This window comes from Fulvivirga lutea (assembly GCF_017068455.1).
GTDB lineage: Bacteria > Bacteroidota > Bacteroidia > Cytophagales > Cyclobacteriaceae > Fulvivirga > Fulvivirga lutea.
This window is the reverse complement of record NZ_CP070608.1, coordinates 2,252,390-2,271,408: the sequence shown is the minus strand read 5'-3', so window position 1 is coordinate 2,271,408 and position 19,019 is coordinate 2,252,390. Positions and strand designations below refer to the sequence as shown.

Annotated in this window: 14 protein-coding genes; 12 read left to right on the top strand and 2 right to left on the bottom strand. The window is 37.4% G+C overall.

Translation table 11 applies throughout. From position 1 onward, the window contains the following. Positions 1 to 47 precede the first annotated feature (47 nt). Positions 48 to 2,510: a YfhO family protein gene (locus JR347_RS10265; protein ID WP_205720514.1), complete on the top strand. Its 2,463-nt coding sequence runs from the start codon at positions 48 to 50 to the stop codon at positions 2,508 to 2,510. Here the strand turns inward: JR347_RS10265 and JR347_RS10260 are convergent. Then, positions 2,478 to 3,710 (bottom strand): M48 family metallopeptidase, encoded by a 1,233-nt coding sequence (locus JR347_RS10260; protein WP_205720513.1) that lies wholly within the window; start codon positions 3,708 to 3,710, stop codon positions 2,478 to 2,480. The two genes, JR347_RS10265 and JR347_RS10260, sit on opposite strands and share 33 nt — an antisense overlap. A 401-nt stretch (positions 3,711 to 4,111) precedes the next feature. On the opposite strand from JR347_RS10260, the gene JR347_RS10255 reads away from it, so the two are divergent. From JR347_RS10255 to JR347_RS10225, 7 genes are read left to right on the top strand one after another with little or no spacing between them, the layout of a single operon-like run. Continuing rightward, positions 4,112 to 4,783, top strand: a complete 672-nt coding sequence (locus JR347_RS10255) for a succinate dehydrogenase cytochrome b subunit (RefSeq protein ID WP_205720512.1) — start codon at positions 4,112 to 4,114, stop codon at positions 4,781 to 4,783. Between the two features lie 23 nt (positions 4,784 to 4,806). Then, positions 4,807 to 6,741, top strand: coding sequence for a fumarate reductase/succinate dehydrogenase flavoprotein subunit (locus tag JR347_RS10250; protein WP_205720511.1), 1,935 nt, complete (start codon positions 4,807 to 4,809; stop codon positions 6,739 to 6,741). A 1-nt stretch (position 6,742) separates the two neighbouring features. Then, positions 6,743 to 7,492 (top strand): succinate dehydrogenase/fumarate reductase iron-sulfur subunit, encoded by a 750-nt coding sequence (locus JR347_RS10245; protein ID WP_205720510.1) that lies wholly within the window; start codon positions 6,743 to 6,745, stop codon positions 7,490 to 7,492. A 4-nt stretch (positions 7,493 to 7,496) separates the two neighbouring features. Further along, entirely contained in the window at positions 7,497 to 8,204 is a 708-nt protein-coding gene (locus JR347_RS10240) for a hypothetical protein (protein ID WP_205720509.1), read from the top strand. Continuing rightward, a complete protein-coding gene (gene yidD / locus JR347_RS10235) occupies positions 8,185 to 8,628 on the top strand; it encodes a membrane protein insertion efficiency factor YidD (RefSeq protein WP_205720508.1) in 444 nt (147 codons plus the stop codon). The genes JR347_RS10240 and yidD overlap by 20 nt, the downstream gene beginning before the upstream one ends. Next, positions 8,628 to 9,485 (top strand): TM2 domain-containing protein, encoded by an 858-nt coding sequence (locus JR347_RS10230; RefSeq protein WP_205720507.1) that lies wholly within the window; start codon positions 8,628 to 8,630, stop codon positions 9,483 to 9,485. The genes yidD and JR347_RS10230 overlap by 1 nt, the downstream gene beginning before the upstream one ends. Beyond that, positions 9,448 to 10,269: a tetratricopeptide repeat protein gene (locus JR347_RS10225; RefSeq protein WP_205720506.1), complete on the top strand. Its 822-nt coding sequence runs from the start codon at positions 9,448 to 9,450 to the stop codon at positions 10,267 to 10,269. Before JR347_RS10230 ends, JR347_RS10225 begins: the two co-directional genes overlap by 38 nt. A gap of 50 nt (positions 10,270 to 10,319) precedes the next feature. Here JR347_RS10225 and JR347_RS10220 read toward each other — a convergent pair whose 3' ends face one another. Continuing rightward, positions 10,320 to 10,727 carry an NINE protein gene (locus tag JR347_RS10220; RefSeq protein WP_205720505.1) on the bottom strand — a complete coding sequence of 136 codons (408 nt, stop codon included), beginning with the start codon at positions 10,725 to 10,727 and terminating at the stop codon, positions 10,320 to 10,322. A gap of 94 nt (positions 10,728 to 10,821) precedes the next feature. Between JR347_RS10220 and JR347_RS10215 the strand changes: the two genes are divergently transcribed. The 4 genes from JR347_RS10215 to JR347_RS10200 all read left to right on the top strand — a co-directional run bounded on the left by JR347_RS10215 (position 10,822) and on the right by JR347_RS10200 (position 18,903). Beyond that, positions 10,822 to 11,922 (top strand): hypothetical protein, encoded by a 1,101-nt coding sequence (locus JR347_RS10215; protein WP_205720504.1) that lies wholly within the window; start codon positions 10,822 to 10,824, stop codon positions 11,920 to 11,922. Positions 11,923 to 11,983: 61 nt separating this feature from the next. Beyond that, positions 11,984 to 13,147: a THUMP domain-containing class I SAM-dependent RNA methyltransferase gene (locus JR347_RS10210; protein WP_205720503.1), complete on the top strand. Its 1,164-nt coding sequence runs from the start codon at positions 11,984 to 11,986 to the stop codon at positions 13,145 to 13,147. Beyond that, positions 13,144 to 15,450, top strand: a complete 2,307-nt coding sequence (locus tag JR347_RS10205) for a patatin-like phospholipase family protein (protein WP_235689635.1) — start codon at positions 13,144 to 13,146, stop codon at positions 15,448 to 15,450. Before JR347_RS10210 ends, JR347_RS10205 begins: the two co-directional genes overlap by 4 nt. 72 nt (positions 15,451 to 15,522) lie before the next feature. Further along, positions 15,523 to 18,903, top strand: coding sequence for a methylmalonyl-CoA mutase family protein (locus tag JR347_RS10200; RefSeq protein WP_205720502.1), 3,381 nt, complete (start codon positions 15,523 to 15,525; stop codon positions 18,901 to 18,903). The last annotated feature ends 116 nt before the right edge of the window (positions 18,904 to 19,019 follow it).

The following is a 19,019-nucleotide window of genomic DNA, read 5'->3' as shown; positions in this document are numbered from 1 at the left end:
AATTCAAGGGCATTATTAACTAATTTGCACAGCCTTAAATACTATTTATGAATTCAATAAATTTCACTAAACATATACTGCCTCATTTAATTGCGGTGCTAACATTCTTAATAGTCACTGTAATTTTCTTTAACCCAATCTTTTTTGATAACAAATCACTCGAACAACACGATATCAATCAATGGAAAGGCGGTGCTCAGGAACTCATTGAATTTCGTGAGCAAACCGGTGAAGAAGGTCTTTGGACTAACTCCATGTTTGGTGGAATGCCAGCCTATTTAATTGATGTAGACTGGAGTGACAGTATTGTTGGCAAGTTCAAGCAAGTGCTATCTATTTTTTTACCGCACCCGATTAAAAATATATTTCTAGCGTTTGTCAGTTTTTATATTTTATTGCTCCCATTCAAAGTAAGGCCGTACTTGGCAATAGTAGGAGCATTGGGATTCGGACTCTCAACTTATATGATAATTGGTTTAGGAGCAGGTCATAATTCAAGAATCGGTGCTGTTGCTTTAATGCCAATGGTTTTGGCTGGTATCCATCTGGCTTTTAGAAAACGACTTTTTCTTGGTTGCGGGGTAACTGCCCTTGGTTTGGCATTGCACCTAAGAGAAAATCACTTACAAATTACCTATTACTTATTATTGATTGTATTGATTTATGGTGCTATAGAGTTAATTCAAGCTATTAAAGAAAAAACTCTGGCTGACTTTGCTAAAAAGCTGGCAGTACTGATTTTAGCAGCAACCATTGCACTTGGTACATTCATAGGCAAATTATGGACAACTTATGAATACAGTAAATATTCGATCAGAGGAAAATCCGAATTAACACAAGCGCAATCTTCAGGAGAAAAATCTGGCTTAAGTAAAGATTATGCTTTTCAATATAGCAACGACCCATGGGGACCAATGACTTTGTTGGTGCCAAACTTTTTGGGAGGTGGATACGGACAGTTCTTTGTTCAGGAAGAAGACAGCGAAACTTTAAAGGCTCTTCAGAGAGCTGGTGACCAACAAATGGCGAACCAATTAGCCAGGTACAGTTCAAGCTATTGGGGCGAAAAACCACCTGCGCCTTATTATGTAGGAGCTATCTTTTGCTTCCTTTTCGTGCTGGGTTTGTTCTTTGCTGAAAAGAAATATGTGATTTGGTTAAGTATTGTCTCTCTATTTGGAATTATACTTAGTCTGGGTGATAGTTTCTCATCCTTCAACTACTTCATGTTCGATTACTTTCCGGGCTACAATAAATTCCGATCCGTAACCTTTACCATGATTATGCCATTTATAGCATTTCCATTGTTAGGCTTTATTGGCTTAGAGAATATCTTAAAGTCCGATCAACATAAAGAAGTTAGAAAAAAACTATTCCTGGCATTAGGTATATCAGGCGGACTTTGTCTATTGATTGTAATTCTTGCAGGAATAGCCTCATTTACAAAAGGTGGTGAAGAACAACTGCCTGTATGGTTTACAAGTGCTTTAAAGGCAGATAGAGAAGCACTTATGAGAGCCGATGCATTGAGATCGATGCTATTTATTCTTTTGGCTGGCGTAGCTATATACCTCACATATCTGAAAAAGACAAAATTCGGAGTGCTGGCGATAGTACTTGGAGCATTAGTTCTCCTAGATGTTACGTTAATAGATAAGAGGCATTTTGGTGAAGACAATTATAGACGTTCGTCAGACCGATCATTCATCACTCCTACTGAAGCAGACAAACAAATATTAAAGGATAAATCTCAATTCAGAGTCTATAACCTTCAGGCTGATGCTATGAGTGAGGCAAGAACTTCATACCACCATCATTCCATTGGTGGCTACCATGGTGCCAAAATGAGAAGATATCAGGATTTTTATACTAACTGTATTGAAGGGCAACGATCAAATTTGATAAGTGGTGTTCAAAATGGAAATATGGACTTTTCTACTTATGGCGCCATTAATATGCTCAATGCGAAGTACCTCACATTTGGGCCGGGTAAAGGAGATTTTATTGTAAACGAAAGTGCCCTTGGAAATGCATGGTTAGTGGATCAAGTTAAAACTGTTAATTCACCAGATGAAGAATTGGAAGTTGTTTGTACTGTACCGACTGATAGCATTGCAGTGGTTGATGTGTCTAAATTTGAAGTAAGCAAAACAACATTTAGACAATCTGGCACAGTAAAGCTTGATAGCTATAGTCCGAATAAATTGGAGTACACTGCTGAACTTTCAGCCGATGGTTTTGCCGTATTTTCTGAGATCTACTACCCTCATGGTTGGGTCGCCACAATTGATGGGAATGAAGCTGAAATCATCAGAGCAAATTTCATACTGAGAGCATTGGAAATACCAGCAGGGAAACACAAGATTGTTTTTGTGTTTAAACCAAAGGCTTATGCTATAGGCGATACACTAATACTTATATCAAGTATCCTATTATTGCTGCTAGTATTAGGTTCTATTGGTTATTCCGCAAAATCATCACTTTCGAAGGTTAGCGAGTCTGGTGAGTAAAGGCGGATGTGAGTAATGAACAAAAACATAGGCCGGATGTGGGTATAAGTTACTCAGATTATCTACCGACAGCTTCTTCAGTGCTTTTTGTAGTGACAATGAATCAAATGTTGATTTAGCATAATCATCTGCTTCAAATTCATTTTTCCTACTTAGCATATTGCCAAGTATTCCTAATACAGTAGAAATTGGCGAGTACAAAATTCCAAAGGCCAGGAGATTCAGATGAATAGCCCACTGACTTCCACCGAGCGCCAATGAGGTCTCCTTATCAAAAATTAATAAAGACATGATAAAAAGCATGAGCCCTATTTGGCCTATTGAGATAAACAGACCAAATACTATATGCTTCTTTTTAAAATGACCTACCTCATGAGCCAATACAGCCACTAATTCATCAATAGTATGATTATTTATAAGTGTGTCATACAACACAATTTTCTTAGTCTTACCTAACCCTGAGAAAAATGCATTGGCCTTGCTTGAACGCTTGGAGCCATCAATCACATAAATATTGTCGAGTGGAAAATTCACAGAGTTAGCATATTGAATTATTCGATCTTTCAGCTCGCCATCCTCTAATGGAGTTAATTTATTGAACAATGGTAAAATTAAAGAAGTGTAAAAAAGATTGGTGAAAAGGATAAAAACAGCTGCTATAACCCAAAAGTAAATCCAGAAACTGTTGCCCAGGGTTTGAATGAGAAAAATAAGCGCAGATAACAAAAGACCTCCAATAATTGCTGCCAGCACATATCCTTTAACCTTATCGAGAACAAACGTTTTTAAAGTTGTCTTATTAAACCCGAAACGCTCTTCAATTACAAAAGTTGAATACAATGAAAATGGCAAAGAAAATAAATCAGCCAAAATGTAGAGTACGCCAAAATAAGCCAGCGATAATACAAGTTCTGATTCAATCATTGGCCTTAATAGCGAATCCAAATAACCAAATCCACCTAATGCTAAAATAAGAATAGAGGCAATAAAACTAATAGATGAACTTAAGAACGAGAATTTACTTCTGACTGACTGGTATTCTTGGGACCTGGCATAAGTTTCTTCATCATAAAACTCCTTGGCTTCCTCTGTGAGGTTCCTTTTTCTTGCTTTGAGATTAATTAAATCTAGCGCTTGATTAAAGAAGAAGTCAAATGTTACTATTCCTATGATAATGTAGAGGATGGATTCTGAATTCATTTTATGTTTTTCTTTCTAGGATTTAGTCTCATTTTGAACTTTATTCCCATTTTGATACTAATATAAGTTACTAAAAATCATAATTAACTGATTTTCAGCTAGTTAATATTATTGGCATTGGTTTGGCATTATTGAATGCAAAGTAATGAAGATTATGAACACCATAAAGACCGAAGCTTACAAAATCATCAAAAGTGATTTATTTTTTGTGATTGTTATCTTTTTAATAGGTTTAATAACCTTATTATTCGAGATTTTATAATCACACATTACGCATACCCACCTCTTAGCAAGATTCCTATTTAGAATCTTTCGAAATAATAATTCAGATTGTTTGATATTGCTTTCAAATGTAACTTTGACCACGTCTCATTGTTATACATTTAATAGAAATAAATCATATGAGTTGGTTCTCAAACGCAATGTCAAGTACTCTAGGAAGAAAAGTTATTATGGCTCTTACGGGGCTCTTCCTAATTACCTTTTTAATTGTCCATTTATCTGGAAATTTCCAGCTTCTGCTGGATGATGGTGGTAAGGCGTTTAACATATACGCTAAGTTTATGACAACAAACCCTATTATTAAAACAACCTCCTATTTATTGTACACCACCTTTATAGTCCACATAGTTTGGGCTATTATTTTAACTGTGCAAAATAAGGCTGCTAGACCAGTTGGTTATGCAAGTGAAGATAATGCCAGCACGTGGAGTTCAAGAAACATGGGCATTTTAGGTACCATTATTTTTATTTTTCTTGTGATCCACTTAAGAAGCTTCTGGTACGAAATGCATTGGGGTGGAATAGGTACAAAAACATATGATGGTGAAGTGTACAAAGATTTATACTCCGTTGTAAATGCATCCTTTTCTGAATTATGGTATGTTGTTCTATATACTGTAGCTATGGTGGGCCTTATGTTTCACCTATACCATGGGTTTAAAAGTGCATTTCAAACACTTGGCTTGAACCATCCTAAATATAATGGGTTAATTAAAGGAGTAGGTTATGGCTTAGCAATCATAATTCCGGCATTATTTGCTGCCATTCCAATCATTATGTTCTTAAAATAAATACAATCTAAAAACTTATATAAATGAAGTTAGATTCTAAAATACCTGAAGGACCGCTGGCCGAAAAATGGTCGAAGCACAAATTCAATGTAAAACTGGTTAATCCAGCCAATAAGAGAAAGTATGACATTATTGTTGTAGGTACTGGATTAGCCGGAGCATCTGCTGCGGCCTCATTTGGAGAATTAGGTTATAACGTAAAAGCATTCTGTTTCCAGGATAGCCCAAGAAGAGCACACAGTATCGCGGCTCAGGGAGGAATAAATGCTGCCAAGAACTACCAAAATGATGGTGATAGTGTTTTTAGATTATTTTATGATACCATAAAAGGTGGAGATTACAGATCTCGTGAAGGTAATGTTCATCGTCTTGCAGAAGTAAGTGTCAACATTATTGACCAATGCGTGGCACAAGGTGTGCCGTTCGCCAGAGAATATGGAGGATTGTTAGCTAACCGTTCGTTTGGTGGGGCTCAGGTATCACGTACATTTTATGCTCGTGGCCAAACCGGTCAGCAATTATTATTGGGTGCTTACAGTGCATTGAGCCGTCAGGTAGCTAATGGAAAAGTCAAAATGCATACTCGTGAAGAAATGCTCGACTTGGTAATGGTAGATGGAAAAGCTAGAGGCATTGTAACGAGAAACTTGATTACAGGTAAAATAGAATCCCACAGTGCTCATGCAGTGGTACTGGCTACAGGTGGCTATGGTAATGTATTTTACTTATCTACTAACGCCATGGGCTCAAACGTAACGGCCGCATGGAGAGCACATAAAAAAGGCGCATTCTTTGCCAACCCTTGCTACACACAAATTCACCCAACTTGTATTCCCGTTTCAGGTGATCATCAATCAAAATTAACCTTGATGTCTGAGTCATTGAGAAATGATGGTAGAGTTTGGGTACCAAAATCGAAAGAAGACGCAGAAAAAATCAGAAAGGGGCAATTGAAACCAACCGATCTCCCTGAAGATAAAAGAGATTACTACTTAGAGAGGAAATATCCTTCATTCGGTAACCTAGTTCCACGAGATGTTGCCTCAAGAAATGCAAAAGAAGCGTGTGATGATGGCAGAGGTGTGAACTCAACAGGCTTGGCCGTTTATCTCGACTTTGCAGATGCTATCAAACGTGATGGCGAAGATGTAATCAGTGCTAAGTATGGTAACTTGTTTGATATGTATCAGCAAATTACTGGCGAGAATCCATATAAAACACCAATGAAGATTTATCCTGCGGTTCATTATACAATGGGTGGTCTTTGGGTAGACTATAATTTAATGACTACTGTACCTGGCTTATATGCCATCGGTGAGGCTAACTTCTCCGACCATGGTGCAAACAGACTTGGCGCCAGTGCCTTAATGCAAGGTTTGGCAGATGGTTACTTTGTAATTCCTTACACTATAGGCGATTATTTGTCAGGTGTTCCTTATGATAAAGTTTCAACAGATCATGAAGCATTTAAAACTGCGGAGAAAGAAGTTTCTGACAGAATAAATAAGCTACTTTCAATCAACGGAAACAAAACTGTTGACGAGTTCCATAAAGACTTAGGCCACATTATGTGGGAGTATTGTGGAATGTCTCGTAGCGAAGCAGGACTCAAAAAAGCAAAAGAAGATATCAAGAAACTTAGAGAAGAGTTTTGGAGCAACGTAAAAGTCGTTGGAGCTAACGAAGAGCTGAACATGTCATTAGAAAAAGCCAATAGAGTGGCTGATTTCCTTGAGTTAGGAGAACTAATGATTGATGATGCTCAAAACAGATCAGAATCTTGCGGGGGTCACTTTAGAGAGGAATCTCAAACGGAAGAAGGTGAAGCGAAACGTAAAGATGATGAGTTCAGCTATGTTGCAGCTTGGGAATATACTGGCCCTGAGCAACCTGAAAAATTAAATAAAGAAGATCTCGTCTTCGAAAATGTTAAATTGACACAACGAAGCTATAAATAACATGAAGATAAAATTAAAAGTCTGGAGACAGAAAAACACTCAAGATAAAGGTGGATTCCAAACTTACAATTTGGATGATGTATCACCCGACATGTCTTTCTTGGAAATGTTCGATGTGCTAAATGAAAATCTTGTACGTGAGGGTAAAGACCCAGTTCATTTCGATCATGATTGCCGCGAAGGTATTTGTGGAATGTGCAGTATGTATATTAACGGGCATCCACACGGACCAAAACAAACTACTACTTGCCAACTTCACATGAGAAGTTTTAAAGATGGAGATACAATTACGGTTGAACCATGGAGAGCCAAAGCTTTCCCTGTTGTTAAAGACTTAGTAGTGGACAGATCGTCATTTGACAGAGTTATGCAGGCTGGTGGCTATGTTTCTGTAAATACCGGAGGGGTACCTGATGCCAATGAAATTCCTATACCGAAGAAAGTTGCAGATGAAGCGTTTGACGCGGCTACTTGTATTGGTTGTGGGGCTTGTGTTGCAGCTTGTAAAAATGCATCGGCTATGCTATTTACCAGTGCTAAAATTTCTCAATTAGCTCTATTGCCACAAGGTCAGGTGGAGAGAAAAACAAGAGCTGAGAAAATGGTAGCTCAAATGGATGCAGAAGGCTTTGGTGCTTGCACAAATACAGGTGCATGTTCGGCAGAGTGTCCAAAAGGTATTAGCTTAGAGAATATTGCACGAATGAATCGTGAATATTTAAGCGCTAAAGCTAGTTCGGATAACATCTAAACTTATGAAATATTTGTTAAGCGGGCTGCTGTTGATACTCTCAACAGCAGCTTCTTTTTGTCAGTACAACAACTTTAAAAATGTCTCGCTAGAAATGGAAACAGAGACAGCCAAAAGTGGTTACGTGAGCAACGTATTAGCCAAAATTGTATATGGCAATGACGGTAGTATGGTATCGTACTATAAATCTCCGAAAGAATATGTTGTGTTTAACAACGCAAAGGGTGAAATTAAAATCTATGATCCTGAAAAAAATACGGTGCTACAGCAACAGAATTACTTCTATAGTACGGAGACATCACAGTTTTACTTTTTCCTGAATAATAAAAAGTCTGATTTAGGTTTGAACCAAATGGGTTTCACCCAGTCAAATGTAAAGTTTGAAGAAGGGTTGATGATTACTGAGTGGCTGCCCCCTGCTCAAATGGCAACACAAGTTAGTAAAGTGGAATTGGTACATGAAAACGGAGATCCCATTTATATTGCTTATTATGATCATGAAAATAATGTATCCACGAAATCTTACTACTACAATTATGTTGATTTGGCACCTCAGTTAAATTTTCCATCATCTATCACACAAATCAACTACACAACACCTAGTGATTCTACCATCACTCGTACAAAGTACACCAATATTAAACTGGACAAAGCAGAGAACGTGGAGTCGTTGAATTACAAAATCCCAAACGATGCTAAGAATATTAACTAGTCTGGTATTTTGCCTGCTTCTCGCCTCATTTAGTGCGCAAGCTCAATCAACATCTGATTTATTGAAAATAGCAACGCATATTCCTGCTAGCGCCTTGCCAGATCATTCTTACGAAAAGCATGAGAAAAAGAAGTTAAGTGTAATTAATGCGATTAATCCGTTATACTGGACTTACAAAGGTGGCCTTGCCTTTTATCAAAAACATATTTCAGCTCAGTTATCTAGCACTTGTATTTATGAAACCAGCTGCTCAAGGTTTGGAAAAAAATTATTTGATGAGTACGGACCGATAAAAGGTGTTTTTTTGTCTGTTGATAGAATTGGTAGATGCAACAGGCTTACTCACTCGCAAGCTCTTCCAACGTCAATGAACGATCAAGGTAAGATCATTGAATCCATTGAAGATTATTCCAATAAGCATTGATGCGATTATTATTTCTTTGCGTATTTCTATTTTCAATAGCACACTCCGGCATAGGTCAGCAACTTCATAATGAACTAGAGTTTCTGAACTATTTAATGAATACGAGAAACTATAATGATGCTGAAGTATTGTTAAATAATATCAAACCTGATACTCAAAGTGAAATGGATAGTGTCTATTACTTAACAGGTAAAATCCACTACTTAAATCAAAATCTAGATTTGGCAGTCAATGAATTTAATAAGCTCAACAACAGTTTAACCAAGCCTATACATTCATACAGCAAGTTTTACAATGCACTTTGCAAAGCTTATCAAGGAAAATATGAAAGTGGACTGACTGATTTGAATTCACTTAGCTTAAACGATAGCCTGCTTATCAATCTAAGGAAATTAGAACTTGGCGGAATATACTTATTACAACGGGATTTAAAATCCTTCAACGACATTTCAACTTCTTATCAAGGTAATTATTATCAAACATCATCACAAGAAAAGTCTTTAATGCTAATTGGTGAAGACTTAAGCCAAAGAAAAGAAAAGTCACCATTCGTAGCTGGATTGATGTCTGCCATAATCCCAGGGTCTGGTAGAATGTATGCAGGAAAAACAGGTATGGGAATCGCCACTTTACTTACAACCGCTATACTCGGACTACAAACCTGGGAAGGATATGATAAAGACGGAATTGACAGCCCAAGATTTATCATATTTGGCTCATTATTTTCATTAGCCTATGTTGGCAATATTTGGGGCAGTGTGTTTACAGTTAAAATTTCTAATAATGACTTTAACAAGGCAGTTAACAATAGGATACTTATTGATCTGCATATTCCTTTGCGCAACATCATCGATTAAAGCGCAGTTCAGGCAGGCTGATAGTATTGCTAACTTAGGTAATAACAAGTTGGCCCTACTGGAGTATGAAAGAATTGTATTCAGAAACCTAAGTGTTGAAACAACGAACCAGGCACTACTGAAAAAAGCCAATGTATTAAATGAGGAGGGCGACCATGCTGCTGCATTAAATACTCTGAATAGAGCTAATTTATTTGTTGAGCAAAATGAAACTAATCTGGAAATAAGGAAACAGATAATTATTAATGCTTACCTGATTGGGGATTACCCTAACGCCCTTTCTCAACTCAAACAGACAGAGTATTTTTTTAAAGATAATGGCTATCATGATATCTTGTTTATGCACGTCTTGGTATTGAATGAAATGCGTAGATGGGAAGAGGCGAGTGAAAAATTGGTAGAATATAAACAACACAACCCTGAATTTGAATTAGAGATTGTCAAGGCGTATCACTTTCTTGAAGATACTAAATTGAAAGACCCTAAAAAGGCTGAGACACTCTCATACATTTTACCTGGAGTGGGTCAGATGTATGCCGGCTATTTTTTCAAGGGGTTGGTATCCTCTACAATTCAAGCTTCTTTAATAGCATTTGGAGCTTATAGTTTATATGAAGGCTATTTTTTTACTGGTGCTTTAACCGGCATTGGCTTGTTTTATTCTTTCTATTCAGGTGGAGTAAGACATGCAAGCTACCTCGCTAAAAAGAAGAACGAAGAGTTAACGAGGAGTTATAACGATCCAATAAAAGATTCATTATTGGAGTTTGAAATGAGTAAATAAAAAAACCTCGCTCAAAGAGCGAGGTTTTTTTATATGGTTCAGATAATCAATTACCACATGATAAATGCATCGTTATCAACATACTTGCTGATATCTTTCATGTTAATCAATAATGCGATAAAGTCACCTAAAGGCAAGAGACCGAAAATACCACCACATGTTAGTAAGTAACCAACAATTAGTACAGGTCTACCACCTAAATAAACTCTGTGAATTGCAAGACCACCAAGTACCCAGTCTAATAATAGGGCAACCCAAACGTTCTTGTCATCATTCGCAGCTTTTACAGAAGTAATGTCCATCATGTTAATGTCAGACTCCGCAGAAACTACATTGATTGAGCTTTCAAACACCTGGTCAATTGCAGCTTCGTCAACTTTGTATTTATTTGCTGAAGCAAATGAATTTGCTGATGCGATAAAGGCCATCAACATTGTAAGTAAAAGTACTTTTTTCATAATTGATTAATTTTAAGTTTTAATTCTAACCTAAATAAAAGAATAAGTAGGTTAATTCCAATAATCATTCACAATTTGTTTAGATTATAAATAATTGAAATACATAATAATCCTCTTCGTTTCATTGAGTTTTCAAACTTTCGGACAATCAAAGTTTGAATCGCAATTGCTATCCAGCCTCGATTTAATCTATCAAATGGACTTTGATAAGGCTTCAGAGGCTATAGATAGATTTTATTCGTACTATCCGGATAACACAGCCAGATTATTACTCAAAGCCTATTATACGCGATGGAAGAACTATCCTATTGTAGAAAGTGATACACAACTTTATAATCACTATACCTCAATTCTTGATTCCGCGAAAAGTGAGGCGAAAGAAAAGCTTTCTGCAAATAAGAATGACCCTGAGCAATCTTATTACTATATGGCAGCACATATCATGCAAGCTGAGCTTTATGCCACCAATGGCCACATGGTAAAAGCATCTTTCGAAGGTAAAAGTGCTTTTTCTTATATTAAAAAGGGCTTTGAGTGGTGCGAGACATACCCAGAGTTTTTGACTACTACAGGTTTATACAACTACTATATTGAGTATTATCGCGAAAAAAGTTTCTTTTATCAGTCACTACTATGGCCTTTTTCCAAGGGCGATAAGATGGCGGGATTGGAATATCTAAAAAAAGCTAGCAAGTCTGCTGTTTTCACTAAGGTAGAAGCCATACAATATCTGGCACATTTAAACTTTAAAACGGAAGTCAACCCACAAGCAGCACTAGGTTATATTGAAAAACTCGTCACTCTTTATCCTAAAAACTCTATTTTTCGAGATTTGCATGTGGAGCTTCTACTAGAATTAAAACAATTTGCTCATGCAGAGTTATCATTAAACAAATTGGATGTCTCAGGCAATGAATATCTGATACCCAGAAAAAGATTATACGAGTCTATCCTTAAATTAGAAATGCATAATGATTTAAATGAAGCCAAAAAAGGCATCATCCGAAGCATCAAAGAATTTCAAAGTTTAGAATTGGAGCAAGATCATCATCTCAGCCTGGCATATTATTACCTAAGTGCGATTGAAAAAAGACTTGGCAACAACGACTTATCTGAGGACGCATTTTCTAAATCTGATGAATATGCCAAATACCCATACGTTATAAAGAAATTGGAAAACAGCACAGTCAACTAAAGATAATCGTAATAACTTTGGTAGATTGTTTTGAATAATTTCTCATAAGTAACATCTGTACATGGCAATTGAAAATAAAATAGTTATCACATGCGCACCCAGAATTGTTCCAATACTGGCTAAGGAACTCACTAGCCTCAAGTATACAATTGTTGAAAAAGACAGGCTGAGCATTACTTTGTTTGGCAGCTTTAATGATTGCATGTATTTGAACCTCCATTTACGCACAGCCAATAAAGTACTATATCATCTCAAATCATTCGAAGCAAAGAAACCCGAAGATCTATACAACCAGATGTCAGACATACCTTGGGAAAGATATATCCGCTCCAACGGGTATGTATGCATTAACGGTTTTGTGAAAAATGATTTTATAAAAGATACCCGATTTGCCAATCTCAAAGCAAAAGATGCCATTGTTGACAGAATCCAGAAATTAAAAGGACGCAGACCAGATTCAGGTCCAGATCAAAAACAATCGATGGTTTATCTTCATTGGAAAGGCAATGAAGCAAGCGTGTATTTAGACACCTCAGGTGAAACTATATCAAAACACGGTTATAGAAAAACTCCATTTAAGGCACCTATGCTCGAGTCTTTGGCTGCTGCATGTATTTTAGAATCTAATTGGGATAGGAAATCTCCTTTTATAAACCCAATGTGCGGTAGTGGAACACTGGCAATAGAGGCAGCCCTTTTAGCAATTAATAAAGCTCCCGGCCTTATGAGATCCAATTTCGGATTCATGCACATCAACTTATATAATGAGTTCGAGTGGAAAAAAATGGTGAAAGACGCTGAAAGCCAGGTAAAAGAAAGGCCGTTGAAAATATATGCCAGTGATTTAAGCTCCTTGGCATTAAAAGCTGCAAGAGCTAATGCCGCAGATGCAGGCGTTGAGCACTTAATTAAATTTGAATTATCTGATTTCAAAGAACTTAATTTACCCGAAGAATCAGGTGTAATATTTATGAACCCTGAGTATGGTCTTAGACTTGGTGAAGTAAAAGAATTGGAAAAAACTTATTCTGAAATTGGCGATTTCTTTAAAAGTAAGGGTCAGGGTTATACCGGCTATGTGTTTACTGGAAATTTAGATTTAGCAAAGAAAATAGGTTTAAAAACGAATAGACGCATAGAACTATTTAACGCCAAGCTAGATGCACGTCTTTTGGAATATGAACTATATGCAGGAAGCAAAAAAAGTGGTAAATTACCTTCATGAGAAATAAGCTTCTGAGTTTATTGCAAGGTTTTTATTACTCCTTCCCTATTCAGTTATTCATTAATCATTTAAGAAGAAACCACATTCTTTTAATCTGTTGGTTGGTGCTATTTGCTATGGTTTCTGGCAATTTGGGTCAGTATTTGGGTATTCCGTACCTCTTTCTCGATCCTGTTTATCTGAATAAAGTAAGTTTTCTTTCCTTTTTTCTCGTTGGAGTAACTATCGCGGGATTTAGTATCGCCTTTCACATCGCTACTTATATTATTGATGGTCACCGATTCTCTTTCATTGGTACGCTGCCAAAACCATTCACAATATTCAGCTTAAACAATAGCATTATCCCATTTGGGTTTCTGGTTTGCTATGTGAGTTTCATTATTCAGTATCAGGTAAATAATGAGTATCAGGATTTTGACAGGCTAACCTTGCTGATTGGTGGTTTACTTGTAGGCTACATATCTATGACTATTCTACTTTTTGGATATTTCTGGTTTACCAATAAAGATATTTTCAAATATGTGGTATGTAAGTTGGATGAAAAGCTGAAGCAGAATATTAAAGCTACTCGTGCCAATGCAATGAAGAAGCTTGATATCGCTAAGAAAAAGCAATTACGTGTTGAGAGTTTTCTCAATATGAACTTTGCCTCAGAGCGTGTGGAAGATTACAAAGGTTTTTATGATAAGGCTACAGTATTGCAGGTTTTTGATCAAAACCACTTCAATCTTGTCATCATTCAAGTTCTCATTTTTGTAGTGATTCTGGCAATGGGAATATTTAAAGACTATGAAGTCTTTCAATTACCCGCAGCAGCCAGCGCAGTGTTATTTTTCACTGTATTTGTCATGTTTTCCGGAGCGTTTAGCTATTGGTTTGGCAATTGGTCAGCCACAGCTGGTATAGGCCTTTTAATAGTGCTGAATATGCTCGTTAAGCAAGACCTGTTTCATAAAACTTACAGAGCATTCGGACTTAACTATTCAGTAGAAAAAGCTCCCTACAATATCAAAACGATCATTGATTCGAATAACCCAACAACCAGAGAAAGAGATAAAAAGGAAACGACTCTTATTTTAGAAAATTGGAAAAATAAGTTTCCAAATGAAGCTAAACCAAAAATGGTACTTGCGTGTGTGAGCGGGGGTGGCCAGCGTGCTGCAATTTGGGCTCTGAACAGCCTCCAAACTATGGATAGCGTTACCAACGGCAAACTGATGGATCATACCATGCTTATTACAGGGGCATCTGGTGGTTTAATTGGTGCTAGCTATTTCAGGGAAATTTATCTTCGCTATAAGCAAAACGAACTTAGTAACCCTTACTCCCAAGATTATATTGAACGAATGGGGAGCGATAACCTGAATGCCATCATCTTTAGCCTTCTGATGAACGATCTTTTTTCAAGTTTCCAAAGTTTTGAATACAATGGGATTGAATACCCGCAAGATAGAGGCTATTCATTTGAAAATCAGCTGAGTAAAAACACTAATTATTTTTTAGATAAGCCCCTTAAAGCCTATTATAAACCTGAGTTTAATAGCACCATTCCTATGATGGTTCTGGCGCCTACTATCATAAACGATGGAAGAAAACTGTATATCTCGCCACAGAAAATGTCGTACATGATGAATTCACTCGACTCCAGCTACATGCGTGACAAAATAAACGGAGTTGAATTCCTGAGATTTTTTGAGAAACAAGGAGGTGAAAACCTGCGCTTTTTAAGCGGATTGAGGATGAGTGCTGCATTTCCCTATATTACACCTAACATTTCGCTCCCAAGTGACCCGCCACTCGACATTATGGATGCAGGTGTAACTGATAATTTTGGTATCTCAGATGCAGTTCAGTTTTTATTTGCCTTCAAAGATTGGATAGCGGAAAATACTTCAGGTGTGATCATTCTTTCCATCAGAGATTCAGAGAAAGATGGACCGATAGAGCGTAGAACTAACTTATCGTTAGTTGATAAATCAACCTTACCAATAAGTAGCATCTATCAGAATTTTGAAAGCTTGCAGGATATCACCAACGACAATAAAATTGAATTTGCCAGATCGTGGTTTGATGGAACAATAGATCGGGTTGACATACAGTATGTGCCGCGAGAATATATTGCTGAAAACCTTTCTAAGAAAGACAGTTTAAAGCTTGACAATGTAAGGCGGGCATCACTAAGCTGGCGATTAACAAGTAGGGAAAAGCAAAGTTTGATACAAAATATTAATACCAGAAAAAATCAGGCCGCTATAAGTAAAATGGCTCAACTTCTAGCCATTGACAGCACTTTAACTAACTAATGATTGTTAGTAAAATACTTTGAATATAAGTACCTTTGCATCCTAAATTTTGATTCATAAAAATAGATTCAAATGCAGGATAAAGCACCTTATAAACCACAAAATAAAGTACGAATTGTAACAGCAGCCAGTCTATTTGATGGCCATGATGCAGCCATCAACATCATGCGCAGAATCATTCAGGCTACGGGTTGTGAGGTTATTCACCTGGGACATGACAGAAGCGTTGAAGAGGTCGTAAACACGGCAATTCAGGAAGATGCACAGGCTATTGCCATGACTTCTTACCAGGGAGGCCATACAGAGTACTTTAAATACATGAAAGATCTTTTGAAAGAAAAAGGTGCTGATCATATTAAAATATTTGGTGGCGGAGGTGGTGTAATTCTTCCGGAAGAAATTGAAGAATTACATGCCTATGGAATAACAAGAATTTACTCTCCGGATGATGGCCGCTCAATGGGATTGCAAGGTATGATCAACGACATGATCGAGCAATGCGACTTCCCAACTGGCAAAAACTTGAATGGAGAAGTATCTCACCTTTCTAAGAAAGACGTTAGGTCTATTGCCAGATTAATTTCTGCCGCTGAAAACTTCCCAGAGGAAGCTAAAAAAGATTTTGAAGAAGTTCATAAAATAGCCGATGCCATTGAAACCCCGATTCTTGGTATCACGGGTACAGGTGGTGCAGGTAAATCATCATTAGTAGATGAATTAGTTCGCAGGTTCTTGCTTGACTTCCCTGATAAAAATATTGCTATTGTTTCAGTGGATCCATCCAAACGTAAAACAGGTGGTGCCTTATTAGGCGATAGAATTAGGATGAATGCCATCAAGAATGACCGCGTTTATATGCGTTCATTGGCTACAAGGCAGTCTAACCTTGCGTTATCAAAGCATGTAAATGAGGCTTTGCAAATACTAAAAGCAGCTCACTACGATTTAATTATTTTAGAGACTTCGGGTATCGGGCAATCGGATACGGAAATTACAGATCACTCTGATGTGAGCTTGTATGTGATGACACCAGAATACGGGGCAGCTACCCAGCTCGAGAAAATTGACATGCTCGACTTCGCGGATGTTATTGCCATCAATAAGTTTGACAAAAGAGGCGCCCTGGATGCATTGCGAGATGTGAAGAAACAATACAAGCGTAACCATAACCTTTGGGATGTAAAAGAGGAAGATATTCCTGTTTTTGGAACCATCGCTTCTCAATTTAATGACCCGGGAATGAACCGACTTTATGTTGAGATTATGCGCAAAGTTGTAGAAGTAACTAAGGCTGACTTAAACTCAACTTTTGAAATCACTGATGAAATGTCTGAAAAGGTATTTGTGATTCCACCCAATAGAACACGTTATTTATCGGAAATTTCCGAGAGCAATAGAGCTTACGATTCTTGGGCAAAGAGTCAGAGCGAAGTGGCGCAAAAGCTATTTGGAATCAAAAAATCAATTGATACGCTAAAGGAGTCAGCCATTGAAGATAAAGACAGGCTCATCAAAGGCTTAGAAGAGGCTTACGAGAAAATAAAACTTGACTTTGATCCAAGAAATCAAAAGTTACTAGAAGATTGGGAGTCGAAAAAGAAAAAATATACTGATCCTGTATACACGTTTAAAGTGCGTGATAAAGAGATCAAAATTAAAACTCACACTGAATCATTATCCCATTCGCAAATACCAAAAGTAGCCCTTCCTAAGTTTGAAGCCTGGGGTGATTTACTACAATGGAGCTTACAGGAAAATGTACCGGGTGAATTTCCGTACACAGCAGGTATTTATCCTTTCAAACGCGAAGGCGAAGATCCAACAAGAATGTTTGCTGGTGAAGGCGGCCCTGAAAGAACTAATAGAAGGTTCCATTATTTAAGTTTAGACACAGATGCCAACAGGCTTTCAACGGCTTTCGATTCTGTGACGCTTTATGGTAATGATCCGGATCACCGACCTGATATCTATGGTAAAATTGGCAACTCAGGTGTTTCTATTTGCTGTTTAGATGATGCAAAAAAGCTGTATAGCGGATTCAATCTAGCGGATCCTATGACTTCTGTGTCCATGACCATTAATGGACCAGCACCAATGCTGCTAGGATTTTTCATGAACGCTGCCATTGATCAACAATGTGAGTTATACATCAAAGAAAATGGTCTTGAGAAAGAGATCGAGAAGAAAATAGCTGCTATCTATAAAGAAAAGGGAGTTGAAAGGCCAGCTTACCAGGGTAAACTACCAGAAGGTAATGACGGACTTGGACTGATGCTTTTGGGAGTTACTGGCGATCAGGTGCTACCAAAAGATGTGTATGAAGACATTAAAAAAAGAACCCTTTCTCAGGTAAGAGGTACCGTGCAGGCTGATATTCTGAAAGAAGACCAAGCTCAGAACACTTGCATTTTCTCCACAGAATTTGCTTTGCGCTTAATGGGGGATGTGCAGGAATACTTTATTCAAAATAATGTCAGAAACTTCTACTCAGTTTCAATCTCGGGGTATCACATTGCTGAAGCTGGCGCTAATCCTATTACCCAATTGGCTTTTACCTTAGCCAATGGCTTTACTTATGTAGAATACTACTTGAGCAGAGGGATGGACATTAACAAGTTTGCCCCTAACCTATCATTCTTCTTTTCTAATGGTATTGACCCTGAATATGCAGTAATAGGAAGAGTGGCTAGAAGAATTTGGGCAAAAGCCATGCGTGATAAATATGGCGCTGATGCTCGTTCGCAAATGTTGAAATACCACATTCAGACATCGGGAAGGTCGTTGCATGCTCAGGAAATCGATTTTAATGATATAAGAACGACTTTACAGGCTCTTTACGCCATTTATGATAACTGTAACTCTCTACACACCAATGCATATGATGAGGCCATTACAACACCTACAGAGGAATCAGTGAGACGTGCTATGGCTATTCAGTTAATCATTAACAAAGAACTGGGGCTTGCTAAAAACGAGAACCCGCTACAAGGCTCTTTTATTATTGAAGAGTTAACGGATTTAGTTGAAGAGGCAGTACTCACAGAATTTGATAGAATTACTGAAAGAGGTGGTGTTTTAGGAGCTATGGAAACAATGTATCAAAGAGGTAAAATACAAGATGAGAGTCTGCACTATGAAACCTTAAAGCATACGGGTGAATTCCCTATTATTGGCGTAAATACTTTCTTAAGCTCTAAAGGCTCACCTACGATAACGCCTAAAGAGGTAATTAGAGCAACCAAAGAGGAGAAAGAATATCAGATTACTATGCTTAATCATTTACAAAAAGGCAATTCTGAGAAGTCTGAGAAGCATTTGAAGGAGATTCAACATACAGCTATTCAAAACAAGAATATCTTTGAGGAATTGATGGAAGCTTGTAAATACTGCTCGCTAGGCCAAATTACTGAAACCTTGTTTCATGTTGGTGGACAGTATCGAAGGAATATGTAACTAATTCAAGGCTCTAAAATAGCTTACACTGTATAATCAACCTTACTAAGGTTTTAAACCTTAGTAAGGTTAAGTGCACTTTCATGCTTGTTGGTGCTCCTTAGATCATAAATGTT

Coding starts and splice junctions, on each gene's coding strand:
- JR347_RS10255 (WP_205720512.1), top strand. CDS start 4,112: ATGAGTTGGTTCTCAAACGCAATGTCAAGTACTCTAGGAAGAAAAGTT.
- JR347_RS10220 (WP_205720505.1), bottom strand. CDS start 10,727: ATGAAAAAAGTACTTTTACTTACAATGTTGATGGCCTTTATCGCATCA.
- JR347_RS10265 (WP_205720514.1), top strand. CDS start 48: ATGAATTCAATAAATTTCACTAAACATATACTGCCTCATTTAATTGCG.
- JR347_RS10210 (WP_205720503.1), top strand. CDS start 11,984: ATGGCAATTGAAAATAAAATAGTTATCACATGCGCACCCAGAATTGTT.
- JR347_RS10240 (WP_205720509.1), top strand. CDS start 7,497: ATGAAATATTTGTTAAGCGGGCTGCTGTTGATACTCTCAACAGCAGCT.
- yidD (WP_205720508.1), top strand. CDS start 8,185: ATGCTAAGAATATTAACTAGTCTGGTATTTTGCCTGCTTCTCGCCTCA.
- JR347_RS10250 (WP_205720511.1), top strand. CDS start 4,807: ATGAAGTTAGATTCTAAAATACCTGAAGGACCGCTGGCCGAAAAATGG.
- JR347_RS10205 (WP_235689635.1), top strand. CDS start 13,144: ATGAGAAATAAGCTTCTGAGTTTATTGCAAGGTTTTTATTACTCCTTC.
- JR347_RS10260 (WP_205720513.1), bottom strand. CDS start 3,710: ATGAATTCAGAATCCATCCTCTACATTATCATAGGAATAGTAACATTT.
- JR347_RS10245 (WP_205720510.1), top strand. CDS start 6,743: ATGAAGATAAAATTAAAAGTCTGGAGACAGAAAAACACTCAAGATAAA.
- JR347_RS10230 (WP_205720507.1), top strand. CDS start 8,628: ATGCGATTATTATTTCTTTGCGTATTTCTATTTTCAATAGCACACTCC.
- JR347_RS10200 (WP_205720502.1), top strand. CDS start 15,523: ATGCAGGATAAAGCACCTTATAAACCACAAAATAAAGTACGAATTGTA.